Below are 23,361 nucleotides of genomic sequence, written 5' to 3'. Positions count from 1 at the left end.
TACATATCCATTTCTCGTTGACAAACGATTATTTTTCTGAAATAGTAGCCTAGAGGAATCCTTGTGAGAAAACAAGGATTTTTCTATTGAAGATGGTATATAAAAGAGATAAGATAACTTGCCAAAACTATAGTCGAGGCGTTATTCTATAATAGAAACATATGTTCTGATTTTGGATTAGGAAAGGGGCAAGGAGTTTGGCGAAGCATCAGTTCCAATATAATGAAGATGCGATTCAAGTGTTAGAAGGACTTGAAGCCGTTCGAAAACGCCCGGGTATGTATATCGGGAGTACGGATAGCCGTGGATTGCATCATTTAGTATATGAAATAGTAGATAACTCCGTTGACGAAGCGTTAGCGGGATTTGGCGACGAAATTTCAGTCGTAATACATAAAGATAATAGTATTAGCGTTATAGATAAAGGGCGAGGAATGCCTACGGGAATGCATAAACTTGGGAAACCTACACCTGAAGTTATTTTAACTGTACTTCATGCAGGTGGTAAGTTTGGTCAAGGTGGTTACAAAACGAGTGGTGGTTTGCACGGTGTTGGGGCATCGGTTGTAAATGCCTTATCAGAATGGTTAGTCGTAACGATTAAGCGTGACGGAAATATTTACGAACAACGCTTTGAAAATGGCGGTGTTCCTGTAACGACGCTTGAGAAAATCGGGAAGACGAAAGAGTCTGGTACTACGATGCATTTCAAACCAGATACAACGATTTTCAGCACGACAAATTACAATTATGAAACATTATGTGAGAGATTACGTGAATCTGCATTCTTATTAAAAGGAATGAAAATCTCGATAAAAGACGAACGTAATGATTTAGAAGATATATTTCATTATGAAACAGGAATCGAAGCTTTCGTTTCATATTTAAACGAAGAAAAAGATTCAATTCACCCGGTTGTATATTTCACTGGTGAACAAAACGGGATTGAAGCAGAACTAGCATTCCAGTTTAATGATGGTTACTCAGAAAATATTCTTTCGTTTGTAAATAACGTACGTACAAAAGATGGTGGAACACACGAAGCTGGATTTAAAACAGCGATGACGCGTGTGTTTAACGAGTATGCTCGTAAAGTAGCACTATTAAAAGAAAAAGATAAAAACTTAGAAGGTACAGATATTCGTGAAGGTGTAGCGGCTATCGTTTCGGTACGTGTACCAGAAGAAGTGCTTCAGTTTGAAGGGCAAACGAAGGGGAAACTAGGTACAAGTGAAGCGCGTTCTTCAATTGATGCCATTGTATCTGAGCATTTAGCATACTTTTTAGAAGAAAACCCTGATGTAGCTACACTTCTTGTGAGAAAAGCAATTAAAGCAGCACAAGCCCGTGAAGCAGCCCGTAAAGCAAGAGAAGAAGCGCGTAGTGGTAAGAAAAAGAAAAAATCAGAAGGTACGTTAAGCGGGAAATTAACACCTGCACAATCACGTAACCCGCAAAAAAATGAACTGTACCTAGTAGAGGGTGACTCTGCCGGTGGTTCTGCGAAACAAGGACGAGACCGACGTTTCCAGGCCGTATTACCGTTACGTGGTAAAGTAATTAATACAGAAAAAGCAAAGCTTGCTGATATCTTTAAAAATGAAGAGATTAATACAATCATTTATGCGATTGGCGGCGGTGTAGGAAATGAATTTGATGTTGAAGATATTAACTACGATAAAGTTGTAATTATGACCGATGCCGATACGGATGGGGCTCATATTCAAGTATTGTTATTAACGTTCTTCTACAGATATATGAAGCCACTTATCGAAGCTGGTAAAGTATTTATCGCACTTCCTCCTTTATACAAAGTAAGTAAAGGAAAAGGTAAGAGTGAGGTAATTGAATACGCTTGGTCAGATGAGGAATTAGACGGTGTAACGAAAAAAGTTGGAAAAGGCTATATGTTACAACGTTATAAAGGACTTGGTGAAATGAATGCGGATCAATTATGGGAAACAACAATGAATCCTGAAACGCGTACATTAATTCGCGTGAAAATTGATGATGCAGCAAGAGCAGAGCGTCGCGTTACAACATTAATGGGCGATAAAGTAGAACCGCGCCGTAAATGGATTGAACGTAATGTACAGTTTGGTATGCAAGAAGAAGGAAATATTTTAGAAAATGAAATGATTATGGAGACGGAGGTGGAATAACATGCAAGCAGAGAAGTTTCATGACCTCCCGCTTGAAGACGTGTTAGGTGATCGCTTTGCACGTTATAGTAAATATATTATTCAAGATCGTGCACTTCCAGATGCACGTGATGGCTTAAAGCCAGTACAAAGACGTATTTTATATTCTATGTATGTAGAAGGTAATGTACATGATAAAGCGTTTCGTAAATCAGCTAAAACAGTAGGTAATGTTATCGGTAATTATCATCCACATGGAGATTCCTCTGTATATGAAGCAATGGTACGCTTAAGCCAAACTTGGAAAGTACGTAATGTTTTAGTTGAAATGCATGGTAATAACGGTAGTGTTGATGGGGACCCAGCGGCAGCGATGCGTTATACGGAAGCTCGTTTATCACCAATCGCATCTGAATTATTACGTGATCTTGATAAAGAAACAGTTGAATTCGTGTCAAACTTTGATGATACGAGTGAAGAACCAGTTGTATTACCAGCAGCGTTCCCGAATTTATTAGTGAACGGATCTACAGGGATTTCCGCTGGTTATGCAACAGAAATTCCTCCGCATCATCTTGGAGAAGTTATTGATGCTACAATGATGCGTATCGATAAGCCAAATAGTACTGTTGACGATTTATTAACAGTTATGAAAGGACCAGATTTCCCAACAGGCGGTATTATTCAGGGGATTGATGGTATTAAAAAGGCGTATGAAACAGGTAAAGGTAAAATTATTATTCGCGGAAAAGCAGAAGTTGAAACAGTGCGCGGTGGGAAACAACAAATTGTAATCACTGAAATTCCTTACGAAGTGAATAAGGCAAACCTTGTAAAGAAAATGGATGAATTACGTCTAGATAAAAAGTTAGATGGTATTGCTGAAGTGCGTGATGAGACAGATCGTACTGGTTTACGAATTGTTGTTGAATTAAAGAAAGAAGCAAACTCCGAAGGTATTTTAAATTATTTATATAAAAATACAGATTTGCAAATTCCATATAACTTTAATATGGTAGCGATCAATAATCGTCGTCCAACACTTATGACATTACCGAAAATTTTAGATGCTTATATTGGACATCAAAAAGAGGTTATTACGAGACGTTCGCAATATGAATTAAGAAAAGCAGAAAATCGTCAACATATTGTAGAAGGTTTAAAGAAAGCATTATCGATTTTAGACCAAGTAATTGAGACAATTCGAGCTTCAAAAGATAAACGTAACGCGAAAGATAATTTAAGTGCAAAATTTGGCTTTACAGAAGCACAGGCAGAAGCAATTGTTTCCTTGCAATTATATCGCTTAACGAATACAGACATTACGGCGTTACAAGAAGAAGCAGATGAGCTTAATAAGAAAATTATTGAGCTACAGGCAATTTTACAAAGTGAAAAAAGATTACTTCAAGTAATTAAAACAGATTTAAAGAGAGTTAAGAAAACATATAGTGATGATCGACGCGCGATTATTGAAGATCAAATCGAGGAAATTAAAATCGATGTAGAAGTGATGATCCCACAAGAAGATGTCATCGTTACTGTAACGAAAGAAGGATATGTGAAACGTACTGGATGGCGCTCACATAATGCCTCAAACGGCAAAGACTTCGGTATGAAAGAGGGTGACATCTTACTTGAACGATTCGATACGAATACGACAGAGACAGTCCTCTTATTTACGAATAAAGGAAACTATATATATCTGCCAGTATACGAAATGCCAGATATTCGTTGGAAAGATTTAGGTCAGCACGTTGCTAATATCGTTTCACTCGACCGGGATGAAACAATCATTTGGGCAACGGTTGTACCGAACTTTGAGGAAGAAAAACGATTTATCGTATTTGTAACACGAAATGGTATGATAAAGAAAACAGAATTAAATCAATATAAAGTTCAGCGTTATTCAAGGGCATTCGTTGCTGTAAACTTGAAAAAAGATGATGAAGTTGTCGATATATTTGCGACAGATGGAACGAGTGATATTGTTCTTGCTACACACGGTGCATATGCACTTATTTTCCATGAAGATGAAGTAAGTCCAGTCGGTGTAAGAGCTGCTGGTGTTAAAGCAATTAATTTAAAAGAAGATGACTATGTCGCTTCTGGTAAACCGTTAAATGGTGACAAAGATCAACTTATTCTCGTAACACAGCGCGGTGCTGTAAAACGTCTAAAAGCATCAGAAATTGAAAAGTCAACGAGGGCGAAACGCGGTCTTGTTATTTTCAAAGAATTAAAACGTAATCCGTACCGCATTGTCGGTATTGAAATTGTTCGGGACGATGAATTAGTTTACATGAAGACAGAGAAAAACATTGTAGAAGAGATTGATCCGAAAGCGTATCGAAATAAAGACCGGTATAGTAATGGTAGCCTTGTGCTAGATGTTAATGATACTGGTGAAGTAGTAGAAACGTGGACGAAGAAAAGACCAGAATAAAGAGGGCATCTTGCTATGAATAGTAGCAAGATGCTTTTTTCTAGGCAATTTATTATGTAAATAATAATAATCTTGTTATAATAACTGAATGAAATCGTTCTCATAAAGTGAAACTTTAATCAATGGGGAGTTTCTTCATCCTCACTGATTATTAGTTGAACCAATCGGGCTTTAACAAGCAGTTGATTCCTCACCTAATGCCTTAGCTTTCACTGAATTTTGAGTTAGGAATCTTACTGCCCGTTAAAGCGGGACAAATGGAGGGGCAACATGAAAAAAATAGGTGTAGGGATTGTAGGATATGGTTTTTCTAGTACGACATTTCATATCCCACTATTACAAACAATAGAAGAATATGATATTCGTGCTGTATTATCCTCAAAAGAAGAGGTAGTAAAAGAAACATTACCAAACGCTAATGTTGTTAGTACAATTGATGAATTGGTGAAGCGAGCTGATGTTGACTTAGTTGTTATTACATCACCTAATACAACTCATTTTCCATATGTAAAAGAAGCAATTTTAAAAGGTAAGCATGTTGTTGTAGAAAAACCATTTGTTGTCTCAATTGAAGAAGGAGAAGAGCTTATTTCATTAGCAGAGCAGCATAATGTAATGTTAAGCGTATATCATAATCGTCGTTTTGATAATGATTTCTTAACAATTAAGAAATTGTTAGGAGAAAACAGAGTAGGGAATGTATACGCATATGAATCGAATTTTGATCGTTTCCGTCCACATGTACGTGATCGATGGAGAGAAAAAAATCTACCAGGATTCGGTATATTATACGATTTAGGATCGCATTTAATTGACCAAGCGTTATCAATATTCGGGAAACCAGATGCGATAAGTGCAGATGTAATAAAACAACGACCAGGTGCAGAGGTGGATGATTATTTCCACATAGTACTTCATTACGGAGTTAAACGTGTCATTTTACGTAGTAGCAGTTATGTGAAAAAAGCTGGACCGCATTTTATAGTGCATGGAGAGAAAGGTTCTATCGTGAAGTACGGTATGGATTCGCAGGAAGAGCAATTAAAAAATGGAATGAAGCCAGGTGATAACGGTTATGGAGTAGACGATGAAGAGAATTTTGCTACTTTAGAAACAGAAGAAAGCTTAGAGCGTATTCCAACAGAAGTCGGTTGTTATGACAATTATTATAAAGGTGTACGAGATAGTATATTAAATGGTGAGGAACTACCTGTAACAGCAAAAGAAGGTTTAGATGTTATTAAACTGATTCAATTAGCGATTGAAAGTAGTGAAAAGGGTAGAGTCATTTCTATAAAATAAAAAAGACACGAAATTCGTGTCTTTTTATTTTTGTGGAACAGAAAGACCATAGAAGAACATCGTAACGATATCTTTTATATGTTTTTCCCGATCTCCTTCAAGAAGTTGTGCTCCAAATTCATCACCTAATTTTGTAAACATTTGAATGTAAAGTAACATCATTTCTTTAGTAAGGTGTGGATTAATTTCGTTTTTGCGCTGAGCTCGTTCTAATATTTCTAAATACCAGGGTAGGATTTTTTCATTTTGATAACTATAAATAAACTTACGGAGTTCTTCGTCCCTTTGCATCATTTGTAGTAACATATCAGGTTGAAATAATCCGCCAGTATTCATTTTTCTTACAATCATTTTTTGCATCATATCATGAAAAGGTAATTTTTCTTCTGCAAGCTCTTTATAATATTGAAATTCAGATATGATAAATTCTTGTATAAGCTCCCTAAATAACGCATCTTTACTTCCGAAATGATTATAAATTGTAACTTGAGAAACGTTTGCTTCTTTTGCGATATGTTCTATTTTCACTTCATTAAATCCACGTTCTGAAAATAATACGAATGCTGCTTCTTTAATGGCACGCTTTTTCTTTTCTTTTACTCTTTCAAAGCCGTTCAATGCAATCACCTCACTTAAAATATACAAGAAAAAATAATGGAAAACAATAATTTTGAAATATGGACTAATAAATATTTCAAAAAATTGTTGCGAATATGGAAGATGAGGAGTACAATAATTTTGAAATATCACACATTAAATATTTCAAAAAATGAGGTGGAATTATGATTTCAGTTCAAGATGTCACAAAACAGTTTTCGAACGGAAAAGGTTTGTTTCATATTACATTTGATGTAAAAGAGGGAGAAGTATTTGGTTATTTAGGACCGAATGGTGCCGGGAAATCAACGACGATTCGTAATTTAATGGGATTTATAAAACCGACAACTGGTAAAGCGACAATTTTTGGATTAGATTGTTGGAATGAAGCGGCGAAAATTCAAAGGGAAGTTGGTTACTTACCGGGTGAAATTTCTTTTATTGAAGGAATGAACGGATTAGAGTTTTTAAAATTAATGCAAGGAATGCGAGGATTAAAGGATACGAAAAGACGAGATGAACTGATAGAGCGTCTGCAATTTGATGTGAAAACACCGATTCGCAAAATGTCTAAAGGAATGAAGCAAAAAGTAGGGATAGTCGCTGCATTTATGCACGATCCAGAGGTGTTAATTTTAGATGAACCAACATCTGGACTTGATCCACTTATGCAGCAAGTATTTATAGATTTAATATTAGAGGAAAAGCAAAGAGGAAAAACAATCCTAATGTCATCACATATTTTTACTGAAATTGAGAGAACTTGTGATAGAGTAGCTATTATTAAAGATGGTCGACTCGTAACGGTTGAAAATATTCACGATTTACAAAGTATGAGAAGACAGGTGATAGATGTAACAGTATCATCACAAGAAGAGATTGAGTCCCTTACAAAGTGTAATTTGCAATTTGAAGCGGTAAAAGGCAGAGAGGCATCTATCATTGTACAAGGAAACTATCAAACTGTTTTACAAACACTTTCAAACTATAATGTAACGGCACTTCAAACGAGAGCGATGGATTTAGAACATTTATTTATGCATTATTACGATAAGAAAGAAGGGGTAACGCATGAATAAGCAATTATTTTTAGCTAGTTTGAAAGAAACACAAAAAAATATTTTGAGTTATGCGTCTGGTGCAGCTTTATATCTGTGGTTATTAATTTGGATATTCCCGTCAATGGTATCAGCGAAAGGGCTAAATGAATTAATAGCTGCCATGCCTGATAGCGTGAAAAAAATCGTTGGTATGGAAAGTCCGATTCAAAACGTAATGGATTTTCTAGCGGGCGAATACTATAGTCTATTATTTATTATCATTTTAACAATTTTTTGCGTAACAGTTGCGACACATTTAATTGCTCGTCATGTAGATAAAGGCGCAATGGCATACTTGCTAGCAACACCTGTATCTAGAGTGCAAATTGCGATTACACAAGCTGCTGTTCTCATATTGGGACTTCTAATTATTGTATCTGTTACGTATGTAGCTGGGTTAGTAGGTGCAGAATGGTTTTTACAAGATAATAACTTAAATAAAGAATTATTTTTGAAGATAAATGTAGTCGGAGGGCTCATATTTTTAGTCATTAGTGCGTATTCATTTTTCTTTTCTTGTATATGTAATGACGAAAGAAAAGCACTAAGTTATTCAGCGAGTTTAACTATCTTATTTTTCGTATTGGATATGGTAGGGAAGTTAAGTGATAAGTTAGAATGGATGAAAAACCTATCATTATTCACGCTGTTTCGTCCGAAAGAAATTGCTGAAGGATCATATAATATATGGCCGGTAAGTATAGGTTTAACTACTGTAGCGCTTTGTATTTTTATCGTAGCGATTGTAGTATTTAGGAAGAGGGATTTACCGTTATAGAGTAGAAAGTCCACTGAGAAAGTGGGCTTTTTTTATTTGTAAATTTAAACTAGTATGTTTATTGCATCCTTATAAAGGATATTTATCTTTTTAGTTACAAAAATATTCAAAAAAGTGAACCTTTTTCTAGGTTCATACGTCTAATATATGTAAAGTTAAATTGGAAGTGATGAAGTGAGGATGAAACAGGAGGAGCAATTGTGAAAGTAATCCCTTTATATAAAATGATTGTAAAAGAAGAAACGGATGTTTCTTTAGCGAAAAAAGGTGATCATGAAGCCTTTATAGCGCTTATACATACAGAAAAAGCGAAGATGTATCGAATAGCAAAGGCGATGTTACGTGATGAGACAAATATAGAGGATGCGATACAGACAACAATTTTAAAAGCCTATGAAAATATAAAAAAATTAAAAAAAGAAGAATTTTTTCAAACTTGGTTAATTCGAATACTAATAAATGAGTGTAACAATATTATTAGAGCGTATAAAAATGTAATTGTGACAGAAGAGAATGATTATATTATGAGTGCGTGTGATCAGTATGAAGATATAGATTTGTGTAATGCGATTCAATCGTTACATGAAGAATTAAGAGCTGTTACGGTGCTTTATTACTATGAAGACATGAATCAAGAGAGTGTAGCAAAGCTGTTAGAAATACCGAAAGGAACAGTGAAATCAAGATTATCACGTGCGAGGGAACAACTACAAAAACGATTAAAGATGGAATAGGGGGTGTAAAGGATGGATAATGAAAAATTATTTGATGAGAAATTAAAAAAGAGAATAAAAGATGAAAATGTTATAGTACCTCCAGAGTTAAATGAAAAGATTAATGGCACGCTACATAATCTTAAGGTAAAAAAGAAGAGTTACAAAATTCATATGATGATAATTAGTGCAGCGGTTTGTATACTTTCAGTGGTATCTATGTCTGAGTTTTCTATACAAAGTTTTGCGCAAAATGGTGGAGTATTTGAATATGTAAAGAAAAAAGCGTTTTCTGATTATGAAAATGAAGAAGAAATAAAATCGAATGTACATTATCCAGATAAAGAAAAGATTCATCAAAAAATGCTAGATTCTATTGATTATTTTAAAAATATTTCAGGACAATTTGAGGAATATTCTAGCTCATCAAGAATTGCTACAACATATAAGTATGCGATTGATACGGAGAAACAAAGAGGTATCTCTTCGAAAGAAGATAAACTAGCCAAAAAACGAACAATTATATATAACGAGGGCAAGAAAAAAGAGTTTGATGATGAGAAGTATACCTATAAAGAGACAAAATGGAACCCGAAAGAAAGAAACAATGAACTATTAAAATTAAATCCTACGGAAAGGTTAGTGAGAAAATCAGATGAGAAAAAGAGATATGATGATGAATATGTAGGGCTAGCTAAATATAGTATTCAATCAGAATTCGCAGATTTATTAATTCGATATAAAGATTGGAATTATAAAGAAACGAAATATCTTGGATTAGATTGCTACAAAATTGAAGGAGTTATAAACATAGAGATGCCTGTTAGCACCTCTGAAGATTTAAGAGGGAAATTCGAAATGGTTGTGGAGAAAAATACAGGGATTATGTTGAAATTTCTTAGTTTTCAAGAAGGCTTGATTCAATATTCAGTTACGACTGAATGGATACAAATAGATAAGGGATTGAAAGAAAGTATGTTTCAAAAGGATAGCGCTAAATATGAAAAAATGAAAAACATATTGGATGAATAGAAACAGGAGGAGAGTAAATGGGGAATCATTCATTTTTAAGAGAAGAGAAAAATAAGCAAAAATATAAAAAGAAAAAGATAATAAGTTTACTACTGGCGGTATTACTATTTGGTGGAATTGGCTATGGAGCCTATGTATATATGAAAACTTCTAGTCTTGTACAAAAATCTAATTTGAATTTAGCACGAGGTGAAAAATCCAATTTACGTGAGAAATCTGTAAAGCCAATTGCAAATCATGTTTCACTTTTAATTATGGGAATTGATGAAAATCAAGAACGACAAAAGGAATATAATGGTGCATTTCATACAGATGCATTATTGTTAGCGACTTTTAATAAAGACGATAAAACAGTGAAATTAACGAGCATACCGCGTGATACATATACATATGTTCCAGTTGAAAAGAAAAAAGATAAAATAACCCATGCATATGGAAGTGGTTTCGTTAAAAATGGTAAAGATGGAGGACCGCAAGCTTCTGTGGAAGCGGTAGAGAAATTGTTACAGGTGCCTGTTGATTACTTTGTGAAATTTAATTTTGGTTCCTTTACTAAAATTGTTGATGGGTTAGATGGTATTGAAGTGGATGTCCCAGTTGAATTTACGGAGCAAAATAGTAAAGATGAACCTGATGCGATTCATTTGAAAAAAGGATTACAAAAATTAAATGGGGAAGAAGCACTTGCACTAGCAAGAACGCGCCATATTGATAGTGATGCAATGAGAGGACAGCGCCAACAACTGGTTATTGAAGCGATTTTAAGTAAATTAAAAAGTGTAGGATCGGTTACGAAGCTAGAAAAAATAGTTGAGGCGGTTGATGGTGATTTTAAAACAAATTTAGTAATGGATGATATTTTATCTTTTTATAAATACGGTTTAAACGGTTCAGTTGAAAAAATACAATTAGCTGGTGATGATTTATACTTACCTAATGGCCCAAACGGGCAACGTGTATATTATTATAATCCTAATAAAAAAGATCTACAGAGTTTGAGTAATACTCTTAGAACACATCTAGGATTAAGTGAAAAACAGATTGAGGAGAATTAAAGCAGATGTAATGTCTGCTTTTTTATTATGTTAAATAGTATGTCTTTTATCCTTAAATGTTATATACTATTTTCAAGTTTAAGATAATAGTGTAACATAAATTATAGTTTAAGTTAAATAACAGGGGGGCTATTACATAGAATATATCATTAGCAATTATTGAAATAGTATGGGAGAAATGAAAATACAGGGGAGTATCAAAAATGAGAATCGTAAAGAATTTAACATTCCAAGTTATTGTGGCTATTATTTGTGGTATTGCAGTAGGGGCAATTTGGCCGAGTGTTGGACAACAAATGAAGCCAATTGGTGAAACATTCATCAATATGATTAAAATGGTTATTGCACCGATTATCTTTTTAACAATTGTGCTAGGTATTGCAAGTATGGGAAGTATGAAAAAGGTAGGCCGTGTTGGTGGGAAGGCACTATTATATTTTGAAATTGTTACAACAGCGGCTTTAATTATTGGTATCATCGTAGCGAATGTTGTACGTCCAGGAGATGGATTAGATCCCTCAAAACTAAAGGGCGGAGATGTTTCACAATATGTTCAAAGCGGACAAGAAATGAAATGGATGGATTTCTTTTTACATATCGTGCCGTCTAACATGTTTGAAGCATTTGCCAAAGGTGATATTTTACAAGTTCTGTTCTTCTCCATTTTATTCGGCGCAGGGTTAACGATGTTAGGGAAAAATGGACAACCGGTTATTGACTTTTTTGAAAGATTATCGAAAGTATTTTTTAACATTTTATCAATTGTAATGAAATTAGCACCGGTTGGAGCATTCGGTGGGATGGCATTTACAATTGGGAAGTATGGTTTAAGCACGCTCATACCACTTGGTAAATTAATGATTTGTGTATATGCGACAATGGCATTATTTGTTTTTATTGTTTTAAATTTTATTTGTAAACTGTACAAATTTAGTTTGTGGAAATATTTAGCGCATATTAAAGAAGAATTACTTATTGTTCTCGGGACATCATCGTCAGAATCAGTACTGCCGCGGATGATGACAAAGATGGAAGACTTCGGGTGTTCGAAGCCGGTAGTAGGTTTAGTCATTCCAACAGGTTACTCTTTTAACTTAGATGGAACAACGATTTATTTATCAATGGCAACTATATTTTTAGCGCAAGTTTTTCACGTCGATCTTTCACTAGGTCAACAATTAACTATAATAGCTATTTTGTTAGTTACATCTAAAGGAGCAGCAGCAGTAACCGGCGGGGGATTCATTGTACTAGCATCTACTCTATCTGCAATGAATGTTATCCCATTAGAAGGTTTAGCGTTATTACTTGGTGTAGATCGTTTCATGTCAGAAGCACGTGCTATCGTTAATTTAATTGGTAACGGTATTGCAACTGTAGTTGTTGCGAAAAGTGAAAATGAATTTGATGATGAGAAGTATACGAGAGTAGTAGAGGAAATGAAAAGAGAGAAAATGGTCGGGTAAAAAGTCAGCTTTGCTGACTTTTTTATTTTTGTAGAAAAGATGTTTTTAGATATATGCATTATTTATTAGCAATAATTAACAAGTATTCAAGTGGTAAATGAGATGAAAGTGATTAAAACAACGAATGTGTATGAATGCGAAATAAGGTTTGAACAAAATATGGAATTTTTATGAATATTACTGTAAAAAAATAATTTTTTAAAAATTTTCAATAATAATACTTTACAAAAATTAAAAAATTAGTAGAATAAGAATTAGTAAGAATCGTCTGATAAATATATAGAGAAAAACAGAATTATCAGAAAATTCTTTAATAGCTATCGTTAAGAATTAGGGAGGGTACAAAATGAAAAAGAAACAAATGAAAAAACTAACAGCAGTTGTAGCACCGGTTTTAGCAATGAGCATGGCGTTAACAGCATGTTCTACATCAGGTGGAGATAAGAAGACAAGCACAAATTCTAGCTCTAGTGGAGATAGTAAATCAGGGGAAAAATTAGCAGCAAAACAAGTGTTAAATCGAACAGTAACACAAGAGATTCCGACGATGGACTCTTCAAAATCAACTGATACAGTATCTTCACAAATGCTAGGTAATACGATGGAAGGGTTATATCGTCTTGATAAAGATAATAAGCCGATTCCAGCAGCAGCAGAATCTAGCACGAAAAGTGAAGATGGTAAAAAATATACGTTCAAACTACGCAAAGATGCAAAATGGTCAAATGGAGATCCAGTAACTGCGAAAGATTTCGTATACGCTTGGCAACGTCTATTAGATCCAAAAACAGCTGCTGAGTATGCATTTATCGCATTCCCGATTAAAAATGCAGAAGTAGTAAATAAAGGAGAAAAACCTGTAACTGAATTAGGAGTAAAAGCAGTAGATGATCTTACGCTTGAAGTTGAGTTAGAGCAAGCAGTACCGTACTTCTTAAACTTAGTAGCATTCCCATCATATTATCCATTAAATGAAAAGTTCGTAAAAGAAAAGGGCGAGAAGTTCGGTTTAGAGTCTGATACAACTGTCTATAACGGACCGTTCGTTCTTAAAGATTGGAAGCATGAACAAGGATGGCAATTAAAGAAAAATGATCAATATTGGGATAAAAAGACTGTGAAACTGGAAGAAGTTAACTTTAGTGTTGTTAAAGAGGCTGCGACTTTAGTCAATCTATATGATAGCGGTCAAGTTGACTTTGCTTTATTAAATGGAGAGTTCGTTGATAAATATAGAAGCAAGAAAGATGAATTTGGCACATATTCACAAGTGAGTACGTATTTCATTCGTATGAACCAAAAACGTGATGGACAAGACACGCCATTAAAGAGCAAAAAATTACGTGAAGCAATTGCGCTATCAATTGATAAAAAGAATTTAGCAAATGTAATTTTAAATGATGGATCAAAAGAAGCTGACTTCTTAGTACCAAAAGGGTTAGCAACTGGACCGGACGGTAAAGATTTCCAAGAAACATTTAAAAACGGTTTGAAACCAAATCCTAAAAAAGCTGCTGCAGCTTGGGAAGAAGCGAAAAAAGAACTTGGAAAAGATCAAGTTACGATTGAATTCTTAAACTACGATACTGGTAATGCGAAAAAAGTTGGCGAATATATTAAAGATCAGATTGAGAAAAACCTAAAAGGTGTAACAGTTAATATTAAACTTCAACCATTTAAGCAAAAACTAAAATTAGAAACTGAACAACAATATGATATTTCGTATGGCGGATGGAATCCGGATTATGCAGATCCAATGACGTTCTTAGATATGTTTGAGACTGGACATTCTCATAACCAAATGAGCTTCTCTGACCCTAAATATGATGGCATGGTGAAAAAAGCTGGAACGGAATTAATGAGCGATGCAAAAAAACGTTGGGAAGAGTTAGGAAAAGCTGAAAAAACATTACTTGAAGAAGATGTAGCGATTGTACCTTTATATCAACGTGGAGATTCTTATGTTTTACAACCAAATGTAAAGGGAGTAGTAAAACATAATATCAGTCCAGAATTTAGCTTTAAATGGGCATATGTAACTGAAAAATAATAGAGTTAAAAAAGCATTTCAAAGTAGCTTAGCTACTTTGAAATGCTTTTTTTGTGAACTTAAAATACTAATTTTTAGTATGGTTAAATAGAGGAGAATAAGGTGTATAGTATGTACATATAGTAGATGGGGGATAAATCCTACTAAAATAAAAAGTTAGAATATTTAAAATTAAACTATTTACAAATGTGAAAAAAGAGTAGAATAACATTAGTTGTAATTTTCTGAAAAATGAATCTTTAGTAAGGGGTCTCTCAAGGGTTGGTAATGTACATATAATTAGGGAGGGTACAAAAATGAAGAGAAAAAAGATGAAAAAGTTAACGGCAGTTGTGGTACCAGTTTTAGCGATGAGTGTTGCATTGACAGCATGTTCTGGGTCAGGTGGGGAAAAGAAAACGACTACTACATCAAATAATGGGGAAGAAAAAAAATCTGATATTAAATATGCAGCGAAACAAGTATTAAATCGTACGGAAAACCAAGAAATTCCGACGATGGATACTTCTAAATCTACTGATACATTAGGTGCGCAAATTTTAGGGAACACGATGGAAGGCCTATATCGCCTTGATAAAGATAATAAGCCAATTCCTGCTGCGGCAGAGTCTAGTACGAAAAGTGAAGATGGTAAAAAGTATACGTTTAAACTGCGAAAAGATGCAAAATGGTCAAATGGTGATCCTGTAACAGCGAAAGATTTCGTTTTCGCATGGCAGCGCTTACTTGATAAGAATACTGCGGCAGAATATGCATTTATTGCTTACTATATTAAAAATGCAGAAGCGATTAATAAAGGGGAAAAACCTGTAACTGAATTAGGAGCGAAGGCGGTAGATGATTACACGCTAGAAGTAGAATTAGAAAAACCGGTACCGTATTTTTTAAATTTATTAGCATTCCCATCATACTATCCATTAAATGAAAAATTCGTAAAAGAAAAAGGTGATAAGTACGGTTTAGAAGCAGATACAACTGTGTATAACGGTCCATTCGTTATGTCTTCATGGAAACATGAACAAGGTTGGCAGCTGAAGAAAAATGATAAGTACTGGGATAAAAAGACTGTGAAATTAGAAGAAATTAACTATAGTGTAGTAAAAGAGGTTGCAACGAAAGTAAACTTATATGATACAGGATCAATTGATTTTACATTACTATCAGGAGAGTTTGTAGATAAATATAAATCGAACAAAGAAGAATATGGTGAGTATGCGGAATCAAGTACATTCTTCTTACGTTTAAATCAAAAACGTAACGGACAAGATACACCTTTAAAGAGCAAAAAACTACGTGAAGCAATTGCATTATCAGTTGATAAAAAAGGATTGGCAAATGTAATTTTAAATAATGGATCAAAAGCAACAGATCAATTGGTTCCAAAAGGACTTGCGACAGGGCCAGATGGTAAAGATTATCAAGATACATTTAAAAATGGTCTGAAATATAATCCGAAAAAAGGAGCAGCAGCTTGGGAAGCGGCGAAAAAAGAACTTGGAAAAGATCAAGTGACAATTGAATTACTAAGTTATGATGATGGAACTGCGAAAAAGATTGCTGACTATGTAAAAGATCAAATTGAGAAAAATTTAAAAGGTGTAACGATTAATACGAAAATTCAGCCATTCAAACAAAAATTAAAATTAGAAACTGCGCAAGATTATGAAATTTCTTATGCAGGTTGGAGTCCAGACTATGCGGATCCAATGACATTTATTGATATGTTTGAATCGAAGAGCCCGTACAACCAAATGAGTTATTCAAATCCAAAATACGATGAAATGGTAGGAAAAGCAGGTAATGAATTAATGAGTGATGCGAAAAAACGTTGGGAAACGTTAGGGAAAGCTGAAAAGTTATTCCTTGAAGAAGATGCAGGGTTAGTTCCTTTATATCAAACAGGAAGATCGTACGTAATGAAACCGAATGTAAAAGGAATTGTGAAACATAACATCAGTCCAGAATATAGCTTTAAGTGGGCGTATGTAACTGAGGATGGCGGAAAAAAATAAAGTGAAAGCATTTCAAAAGTGGCTGAGCTGCTTTTGAAATGCTTTTTAGTATGCATAAGGGAATAAATCTCGTTAGCCTATTGAGAATCGGGTAGGTAATTAGGAAGGTTCTAACGGAGGAAAATAGAGAGGTCAGTAAGTAGTAAGACAGATGAATGATAGTAAGAGACCTCATGCTAATAAGAAAAATATAGAACGTAGTAATAGATTGGAATAAGGGGAGGGATGTTTACATATAGTAGACGGGGGATAATTCATATAGTAGTTAAAACAACAAGTTACTATAATAAAAAAATAAATATTTAGAAAATTTACAAAAATACTTTACAAAATCTAAAAAAATAGTAGAATATTAATTAATAAGAATTTTCTGATAACGAAAGTTAGTAGAGAATTTCTAAATGTTAATATCGTACATATAATTGGGGAGGGTACAAAAAAATGAAGAGAAAAAAGATGAAAAAATTGACAGCGGTCGTAGCACCAGTTTTAGTAATGAGTATGGCATTAACAGCTTGCTCTGGATCAGGAGATAAAGAGAAGGCAAGCACAACACCGAAAAGTGGTGAAAAAGAAGGTGGAAAATTAGCAGCTAAGCAAGTATTGAATTTAACAGAAGCCCAAGAAATTCCATCTATGGATTCTTCGAAAGCGACAGACCAAGTATCGTTTCTTGCTTTAAATAACGTAATGGAAGGTTTATATCGACTTGATAAAGATAATAAGGCAGCTCCAGGGGTTGCTGAATCATATAAAAAGAGTGATGATGGTAAAAAGTATACATTTACATTAAATAAAAATGCAAAATGGTCAAATGGAGACCCTGTAACAGCGAAGGATTTCGTGTTTGCTTGGAAACGTGCGGTAGATAAAAATACAGCAGCGGAATATGCATACATTATGTTTGATTTAAAGAACGCAAAAGCAATTAATGATGGGAAAGCACCACTTGATACGTTAGGTGTAAAAGCTGTAGATGACTACACATTAGAGGTAGAATTAGAAAATCCAGTTCCTTACTTTGTAGAATTAACTTCATTCGGAACATTCTATCCGTTAAATGAAAAATTCGTAAAAGAAAAAGGTGAAAAATTTGGTTTAGAAGCAGATACAACGTTATACAACGGACCATTTACATTAACAGACTGGAAACATGAAGAAGGATGGAAATTAAAGAAAAATGCACAATATTGGGATAATAAAACAGTTAAGTTAGATGAAATCAACTTTAACGTAGTAAAAGATAGCGGTACACGTGTAAACTTATATGAAAGCGGACAAATCGATCGTGCGGGACTTACATCTGAAATGGTTGACAAATATAAATCAAATCCAGACTTCTATACACAAAAAACACCATCAACGTTCTTCTTACGTTTAAACCAAAAACGTGGTGGGCAAGATACAGTATTAAAAAACAAAGATTTACGTTTAGCGATTGCAAAGGCATATGATAAAAAAGGCTTAACGAACGTTATTTTAAATGATGGATCTACACCGGCAGATTACTTAGTACCAAAAGAATTTGCGAAGAGTCCAGATGGAAAAGACTTCCGTAAAGATAACGGAGATATTTTAAAAACAGATGTGAAAAAAGCAAAAGAGCATTGGGAAAAAGCGAAAAAAGAACTTGGAAAAGAGCAAGTAACGATTGAGCTATTAAACTACGATAGCGATAATGCGAAAAAAGTAGGGGAGTTCTTAAAAGGAGAACTTGAGAAAAACTTACCAGGGTTAACAGTGAACTTGAAAAATCAACCGTTTAAACAAAAGTTAAAATTAGAATCAGATTTAGATTATGATTTATCTTACGCTGGTTGGGGCCCTGATTACTTAGATCCAATGACATTCATTGATATGTTCGTTACAAATGGTCCTCATAACCAAACTGGATATTCAAATCCAAAATATGATGAAATTGTAGAAAAAGGTAAAGGCGAGCTATTAACGAAAACGAAAGAACGTTGGGATAGCTTACTAAAAGCTGAGAAAATGTTACTTGATGATGCTGTAATTGCACCATTATATCAACGTGGTGATGCTATCGTTCAAAGACAGAAAGTAAAAGGTATTGTTCACCATCCAGTTGGTGGAGACTACAGCTATAAATGGGCATATATTACAGAGGATAAGTAAGATGAGGGGCGTACAATACGCCCTTTTTTCTATGCACTTTTCTTCCGTCCTCGAATATATAAAATAAAAAAAGGGAGAATTCCATGAAACGAAACACATACATCGATTTCCTAGCTTATTACGGAATAGGAAGTGCTCATCCTGGTGGTTTTACGTTAACAAAACAATTGTTAGCACAACTGCCTTTTAAATATGGAGCGAATGTCCTTGAGATAGGTTGCGGTACGGGGAAAACAGCGGCATATATGACAAGGGAATTTGGTTATAAAGTAACAACGGTTGAAAAGAATGAAATTATGATTCAAAAGGCAAAAGATAGATGGTTGTTTGAAGGGCTAGCTATACAATTAATTGAAGGAAATGTAGAGCAATTACCGTGTTTGAATAACTCATTTGAGTTCGTACTTGGAGAATCAATCATCGCTTTTACAGACAAAGAAAGGGTTATCTCGGAGTGTTATCGTGTATTACAGCAGGACGGTAAGCTTGTTGTCATTGAAATGATTATTGATAGGCACATTGATAAGGGTGAGGAAGAAAAAATCGCCCAATTATATGGTATGAAAGAATTATTAACTGAGAATGAGTGGGTACAATTATTTCAGAAAGCAAATTTTAAAAGAATTACAATTGCTGGCGGTGGCACGATTGCAGAAACGATCTCTGGCTATGTAGAAGAGCCAGAATGGAATGTATCCTCACATATTCCGAATGAGTTATATGAGGCGTGGGTACAGCATGAAAATGTACGGCTTATGTACCAACACATTTTAGGGCATCGTATTTTTATATGTGAAAAATAAAGAAAAAGAGTTGGCTAAAGGTAGCCAACTCTTTACTATGTTAAATGAAAAATAATGCAGCTAATGTAATTCCGAAGATGAAACCAAATCCGAGTTCAACACCCCAGCCACAACCGCCGCCTCCCCAGCCGCCGCAACCACAACTACTACAACCACGACCACCACATCCGCAGCTGCTGAATCCACCACCGCATCCGAATCCACAACTATCACACCTGCTAAGGCCGCCGCAAAGGTCACAACCACCGTTTGCATAAGCGTCGTAGTATCCGAACCCTGAATCAAAAGATGAGCGCTGTTGCACCGGTTCGATCCATACAGAGTTTTGTGTCACATCGATTATTTTACCTAAATGTATACGGCCATCACGGTCTTCAATCCGAACAACTTTTCCGAAATAACGTTGGCATGTATGATAACATTTTTGTCTATGCATATTCTTTCCTCCTTCCGCATTACAGTAATACGATATGTAAGGGGGACAAGTGCGGCTTGTACGAATGCCCTATCTATCATAATTGTTATAGGAAAGGGGAAATATAAGAAGAGGATATATAAGGAGGAAAAGGCATGAAATCTACAGATCAGTTTCAGACATACGAAGTACCATGGGAAGATTTTATTGAAGCGTTACGAGAGGAAATGAAGAAGCAAGTAGGGACAGATATTATTGATACAGTAGTTTGCAATTTAGAAGATGGTTTTGAAGTGTATACATATGTGCAGGGGGATTTAGATTTTGAATATAAGGAAGCGCTTGAGAGAAAATACGGAAGTGATGCGAAGACACCTAATGTGTTAACGATAATGTTATTAGCTAGTATTTATAATACAGGTGAAGAGAATATACGCTTGCATGCGGATCATAAAGAGAATCCGATTGTTGAAGTGTATGTAAAGCAATGAAACACGCTGTGAAAGGCGTGTTTTTTAATTGTATGATAAAATGTTAGAAAATTAAGAAAGAAGGTGATGAGTTGGGAATTAAACATCTTAATTTAACAGTTGCAGATGTAGTAGCTGCAAGAGAGTTTTTAGAAAAGTATTTTGGCTTAACTTGTAGTGGAACAAGGGGGAATGCCTTTGCAGTTATGCGTGATAATGATGGATTTATACTAACGTTAATGAAAGGGAAAGAAGTTCAGTATCCAAAAACATTTCATGTAGGATTTCCACAAGAAAGTGAAGAACAAGTAGACAAGATAAATCGAAGATTGAAGGAAGATGGATTTTTGGTCGAGCCTCCTAAGCATGCCCATGCGTATACGTTTTATATTGAAGCACCTGGTGGATTTACAATAGAAGTGATGTGTTAAGTCAAAAATCAAACTTTTTGTTATGTGTTTTTAAAATAAAAAGTAGGAAAAGTCTGTTTTAAGCGTGGAGCTTAAACAGGCTTTTTTACTTATATAATTGGATAGAGAATGCTAGAAGGAATATTACCAAGTGTATGATCTGTTTACATAATAAGGTTATGGTGGGTTAGTTGTCCTAAAATACAAGTCATATATCTTGTTTCCTCTCATAAATTTAAACATAGGAATTTGTCTACAAAGGTGGCGAAGCCTCATCATGAAAATCCGAATTTGTGCCACGTTCATGTTGTTTCTATTTATATGTTTACCTTTATCAGCTTTTGCAAAAGGAGAGGAGGCAAAGGAAAGGGTCGTTTCACTTGTATATGACGATTCGGGCAGCATGAGAAATAACGATCGCTGGAAATATGCCAATTATGCTTTGCAAAGTTTAGTTGCGCTATTGGATGAAAAAGATAAATTTTCTTACGTTCCAATGAGTAAGCCGAATGATCCATTAAACATTTCGTTAACGAAGGATAAAAGGCAAACAGAAATTGAGGGAATTGGAGCGTGGAAAACGTATTTAAATACTCCATTTAGCGCGGTAGAAACGGCGATGCAATCTATAAAAAAGGAAGCAGATATAGATGGAAAACGTGAATTTTGGCTTATTGTATTAACTGACGGGGCATTTAATGATTTAGAGAAAGATAAGGTTGGCGGAAAAGAACAAATTTTGCAGAAATTAGCCCAGTTTAAGAAAGAAATGGATACAAAAAAGATATCGTTACATCCAGTCTTAATTACGATGGAAGAAGATTTAGGACAACAAGAAAAAGAACAACTAAATACGTTCAAGGAAATATGGAAGAAAGAGATAAATGGTGTTACGATGCCGTCAAGCGGAGAAGATGGCATTGTAAAAAGTGTAAATCAAGTGGCAGCATTAGTTGCAAATCGTGATCCATTCTCCTCTGTTGAATCGATTGTAAAAACGAAAGTAGTGGGGAAAAGAGTAGAGATTACAACACCATTTCCGTTAAAGCGTATGACGCTTGTACGACAATCGCCTTCTCTGCCCGATTATCAGGTCACACAAATTTCTAAACCATTACAATTACAATCTTCTTTTTCCATACATGCACCAGGAGAAGCAAAATTGTTCGGAAATATAGTTCATATAAGTACGGAAAATGAGGAAGTTATTAAACCAGGAACTTATACGATAGAAGTGGATCAGGACATTGAGAAAGAAGGACTACAAGTATTAGTTGAACCAGCGCTTAATTATACGGTTTCTGCTTATGACAAAGATGATAGTAGTCAAAAAAATGTAGAGAACATGTACGAAGGTGTTACTGCTGTTATTGAAGCAAAGCCTACGGAGTTGCCAGTTCAGTCTTCTTACTTTCAGGCAGAAGTAGAAATAGATGGAAAACAATATGCAATGAAGTGGAACGATAAAAGGCATGTGTTTTATTACGAAACGAAGCTTGGTAAAGGGTTAGTACGCGGGAAAGTTCATATGAATATAAAGGGGTTTTATAGACAGACGAAAGAATTTAAAATTGAAACAGCTGAGAAACCGAAATTATCACTTCAAACTGTTACAAAAGATTATGAAGAAAAAGTGACAAATTTAGAGAATAGTAAACCATTTGTTTTACAACCACAGTTAGATGGTAAGTTAATGACAGAAGAAGCTGTAAAAAAACTATTAAAATCTACTGGTGTCACATCTAAACAATCAATCAATTATGAAATAAAGCAACATGGAAATCAAATCTATGTTTATCCTCGTCCCTATTACTCCGACACATTTAATTTTACAGATACCGGCACCGTAGAAGCTACCATCGTAATGCAGGATTCAAAGTTACAAGAAGTAAAGAAAAACATAACATTCCATATTCAAGATGCTCCGTTTTATGAAAAATATGCGCTTATTTTTAAGTTTGTCATTCCTATCACTTTATTACTGCTAGCAGTAGGAATCATTGTTTTAGGATGGATTGTTCGGCCAAGATTTCACCGGAAAGCACTACTGTATTATGAATGGGATCAAGAGGTAGCGAAAGATTGGCTATATCAATCTGAACCAGAATTACTTCGAAATAAATGGTGGAACCATTATTTTGGTATCCCATTTAGAGCAGAAAGAAAAACCGTGCAATCCGTTACGTTTATAGCGAAGAAAGGTTCGAAATCTGTCTTTGTAGCGAAAGAATCACAAGTAGTTGGAATGATTATTGATGGAATGTTTATAGCAGAGGATGAAGTAGGAATGGAACATAAGACACTATATCCAAATGAACTTTTACTAATTGATAGGGGATATGGTAAAGAGATTTACAAGTACGAATGTGAATAGTAGGTAGGGATAAGAAGGGGATGGAGTATTGATCCTCTTTCCCTTTTTTCAAACAAGCAAG

General features: G+C 34.7%; 18 protein-coding genes. 16 read left to right on the top strand and 2 right to left on the bottom strand.

The window, feature by feature from the left end; translation table 11 throughout:
- Nucleotides 1-197 precede the first annotated feature (197 nt).
- The 3 genes from parE to V6946_RS19010 all read left to right on the top strand — a co-directional run bounded on the left by parE (nt 198) and on the right by V6946_RS19010 (nt 5,889).
- Nucleotides 198-2,162: a DNA topoisomerase IV subunit B gene (gene parE / locus V6946_RS19020; RefSeq protein ID WP_001062199.1), complete on the top strand. Its 1,965-nt coding sequence runs from the start codon at nt 198-200 to the stop codon at nt 2,160-2,162.
- 1 nt (nt 2,163) lies between these two features.
- Nucleotides 2,164-4,587 carry a DNA topoisomerase IV subunit A gene (gene parC, locus V6946_RS19015; RefSeq protein WP_001147470.1) on the top strand — a complete coding sequence of 808 codons (2,424 nt, stop codon included), beginning with the start codon at nt 2,164-2,166 and terminating at the stop codon, nt 4,585-4,587.
- 270 nt (nt 4,588-4,857) lie between these two features.
- The gene (locus V6946_RS19010) at nt 4,858-5,889 is read left to right on the top strand and encodes an oxidoreductase (RefSeq protein ID WP_366981435.1); all 1,032 of its coding nucleotides are present in this window, start codon (nt 4,858-4,860) and stop codon (nt 5,887-5,889) included.
- 24 nt (nt 5,890-5,913) lie between these two features.
- On the opposite strand, the gene V6946_RS19005 is transcribed toward V6946_RS19010, so the two are convergent.
- Nucleotides 5,914-6,516, bottom strand: a complete 603-nt coding sequence (locus tag V6946_RS19005; protein ID WP_002024578.1) for a TetR/AcrR family transcriptional regulator — start codon at nt 6,514-6,516, stop codon at nt 5,914-5,916.
- A 155-nt stretch (nt 6,517-6,671) separates the two neighbouring features.
- Here V6946_RS19005 and V6946_RS19000 point away from each other — a divergent pair, with 155 nt between their 5' ends.
- From V6946_RS19000 to V6946_RS18955, 10 genes are all read left to right on the top strand, one after another.
- The gene (locus V6946_RS19000) at nt 6,672-7,565 is read left to right on the top strand and encodes an ABC transporter ATP-binding protein (RefSeq protein WP_000626577.1); all 894 of its coding nucleotides are present in this window, start codon (nt 6,672-6,674) and stop codon (nt 7,563-7,565) included.
- Entirely contained in the window at nt 7,558-8,364 is an 807-nt protein-coding gene (locus V6946_RS18995) for an ABC transporter permease subunit (protein ID WP_001041419.1), read from the top strand. The genes V6946_RS19000 and V6946_RS18995 overlap by 8 nt, the downstream gene beginning before the upstream one ends.
- Nucleotides 8,365-8,564: 200 nt before the next feature.
- Nucleotides 8,565-9,098 carry a sigma-70 family RNA polymerase sigma factor gene (locus tag V6946_RS18990; RefSeq protein WP_006917575.1) on the top strand — a complete coding sequence of 178 codons (534 nt, stop codon included), beginning with the start codon at nt 8,565-8,567 and terminating at the stop codon, nt 9,096-9,098.
- Between the two features lie 12 nt (nt 9,099-9,110).
- Nucleotides 9,111-10,109 (top strand): hypothetical protein, encoded by a 999-nt coding sequence (locus V6946_RS18985; protein ID WP_000368242.1) that lies wholly within the window; start codon nt 9,111-9,113, stop codon nt 10,107-10,109.
- A gap of 17 nt (nt 10,110-10,126) precedes the next feature.
- Nucleotides 10,127-11,164, top strand: a complete 1,038-nt coding sequence (locus V6946_RS18980; RefSeq protein WP_000526716.1) for an LCP family protein — start codon at nt 10,127-10,129, stop codon at nt 11,162-11,164.
- 203 nt (nt 11,165-11,367) lie between these two features.
- Nucleotides 11,368-12,630 (top strand): dicarboxylate/amino acid:cation symporter, encoded by a 1,263-nt coding sequence (locus V6946_RS18975; RefSeq protein WP_001223628.1) that lies wholly within the window; start codon nt 11,368-11,370, stop codon nt 12,628-12,630.
- A gap of 346 nt (nt 12,631-12,976) precedes the next feature.
- The gene (locus tag V6946_RS18970) at nt 12,977-14,680 is read left to right on the top strand and encodes a peptide ABC transporter substrate-binding protein (protein ID WP_000730167.1); all 1,704 of its coding nucleotides are present in this window, start codon (nt 12,977-12,979) and stop codon (nt 14,678-14,680) included.
- Nucleotides 14,681-14,976: 296 nt separating this feature from the next.
- The gene (locus V6946_RS18965) at nt 14,977-16,692 is read left to right on the top strand and encodes a peptide ABC transporter substrate-binding protein (protein ID WP_000823465.1); all 1,716 of its coding nucleotides are present in this window, start codon (nt 14,977-14,979) and stop codon (nt 16,690-16,692) included.
- Between the two features lie 441 nt (nt 16,693-17,133).
- Nucleotides 17,134-18,828: a peptide ABC transporter substrate-binding protein gene (locus tag V6946_RS18960; RefSeq protein WP_000823438.1), complete on the top strand. Its 1,695-nt coding sequence runs from the start codon at nt 17,134-17,136 to the stop codon at nt 18,826-18,828.
- Between the two features lie 83 nt (nt 18,829-18,911).
- A complete protein-coding gene (locus V6946_RS18955; protein ID WP_006928455.1) occupies nt 18,912-19,631 on the top strand; it encodes a class I SAM-dependent methyltransferase in 720 nt (239 codons plus the stop codon).
- 40 nt (nt 19,632-19,671) lie between these two features.
- On the opposite strand, the gene V6946_RS18950 is transcribed toward V6946_RS18955, so the two are convergent.
- Nucleotides 19,672-20,067 (bottom strand): hypothetical protein, encoded by a 396-nt coding sequence (locus V6946_RS18950; RefSeq protein ID WP_000555006.1) that lies wholly within the window; start codon nt 20,065-20,067, stop codon nt 19,672-19,674.
- Nucleotides 20,068-20,201: 134 nt separating this feature from the next.
- Here V6946_RS18950 and V6946_RS18945 point away from each other — a divergent pair, with 134 nt between their 5' ends.
- The 3 genes from V6946_RS18945 (at nt 20,202) to V6946_RS18935 (ending at nt 23,300) form a co-directional block, all read left to right on the top strand.
- The gene (locus tag V6946_RS18945) at nt 20,202-20,537 is read left to right on the top strand and encodes a hypothetical protein (protein WP_000842887.1); all 336 of its coding nucleotides are present in this window, start codon (nt 20,202-20,204) and stop codon (nt 20,535-20,537) included.
- A 71-nt stretch (nt 20,538-20,608) separates the two neighbouring features.
- A complete protein-coding gene (locus tag V6946_RS18940) occupies nt 20,609-20,947 on the top strand; it encodes a VOC family protein (RefSeq protein ID WP_000511518.1) in 339 nt (112 codons plus the stop codon).
- Nucleotides 20,948-21,203: 256 nt separating this feature from the next.
- Nucleotides 21,204-23,300 carry a vWA domain-containing protein gene (locus V6946_RS18935; RefSeq protein ID WP_366981437.1) on the top strand — a complete coding sequence of 699 codons (2,097 nt, stop codon included), beginning with the start codon at nt 21,204-21,206 and terminating at the stop codon, nt 23,298-23,300.
- The last annotated feature ends 61 nt before the right edge of the window (nt 23,301-23,361 follow it).

The sequence above is a fragment of the Bacillus sp. PPSBB_2 genome (assembly GCF_045291115.1).
Lineage (GTDB): Bacteria > Bacillota > Bacilli > Bacillales > Bacillaceae_G > Bacillus_A > Bacillus_A cereus.
This window is presented reverse-complemented; position numbering and strand designations above follow the sequence as displayed.

What these genes read in the sequence shown, in the direction of transcription:
- V6946_RS18950 (WP_000555006.1), bottom strand. Translation starts at nt 20,067, where the DNA reads ATGCATAGACAAAAATGTTATCATACATGCCAACGTTATTTCGGAAAA.
- parC (WP_001147470.1), top strand. Translation starts at nt 2,164, where the DNA reads ATGCAAGCAGAGAAGTTTCATGACCTCCCGCTTGAAGACGTGTTAGGT.
- V6946_RS19010 (WP_366981435.1), top strand. Translation starts at nt 4,858, where the DNA reads ATGAAAAAAATAGGTGTAGGGATTGTAGGATATGGTTTTTCTAGTACG.
- V6946_RS18970 (WP_000730167.1), top strand. Translation starts at nt 12,977, where the DNA reads ATGAAAAAGAAACAAATGAAAAAACTAACAGCAGTTGTAGCACCGGTT.
- V6946_RS18965 (WP_000823465.1), top strand. Translation starts at nt 14,977, where the DNA reads ATGAAGAGAAAAAAGATGAAAAAGTTAACGGCAGTTGTGGTACCAGTT.
- V6946_RS18935 (WP_366981437.1), top strand. Translation starts at nt 21,204, where the DNA reads ATGAAAATCCGAATTTGTGCCACGTTCATGTTGTTTCTATTTATATGT.
- V6946_RS18985 (WP_000368242.1), top strand. Translation starts at nt 9,111, where the DNA reads ATGGATAATGAAAAATTATTTGATGAGAAATTAAAAAAGAGAATAAAA.
- V6946_RS18955 (WP_006928455.1), top strand. Translation starts at nt 18,912, where the DNA reads ATGAAACGAAACACATACATCGATTTCCTAGCTTATTACGGAATAGGA.
- V6946_RS18945 (WP_000842887.1), top strand. Translation starts at nt 20,202, where the DNA reads ATGAAATCTACAGATCAGTTTCAGACATACGAAGTACCATGGGAAGAT.
- V6946_RS18975 (WP_001223628.1), top strand. Translation starts at nt 11,368, where the DNA reads ATGAGAATCGTAAAGAATTTAACATTCCAAGTTATTGTGGCTATTATT.
- V6946_RS19000 (WP_000626577.1), top strand. Translation starts at nt 6,672, where the DNA reads ATGATTTCAGTTCAAGATGTCACAAAACAGTTTTCGAACGGAAAAGGT.
- V6946_RS18980 (WP_000526716.1), top strand. Translation starts at nt 10,127, where the DNA reads ATGGGGAATCATTCATTTTTAAGAGAAGAGAAAAATAAGCAAAAATAT.
- V6946_RS18960 (WP_000823438.1), top strand. Translation starts at nt 17,134, where the DNA reads ATGAAGAGAAAAAAGATGAAAAAATTGACAGCGGTCGTAGCACCAGTT.
- V6946_RS18995 (WP_001041419.1), top strand. Translation starts at nt 7,558, where the DNA reads ATGAATAAGCAATTATTTTTAGCTAGTTTGAAAGAAACACAAAAAAAT.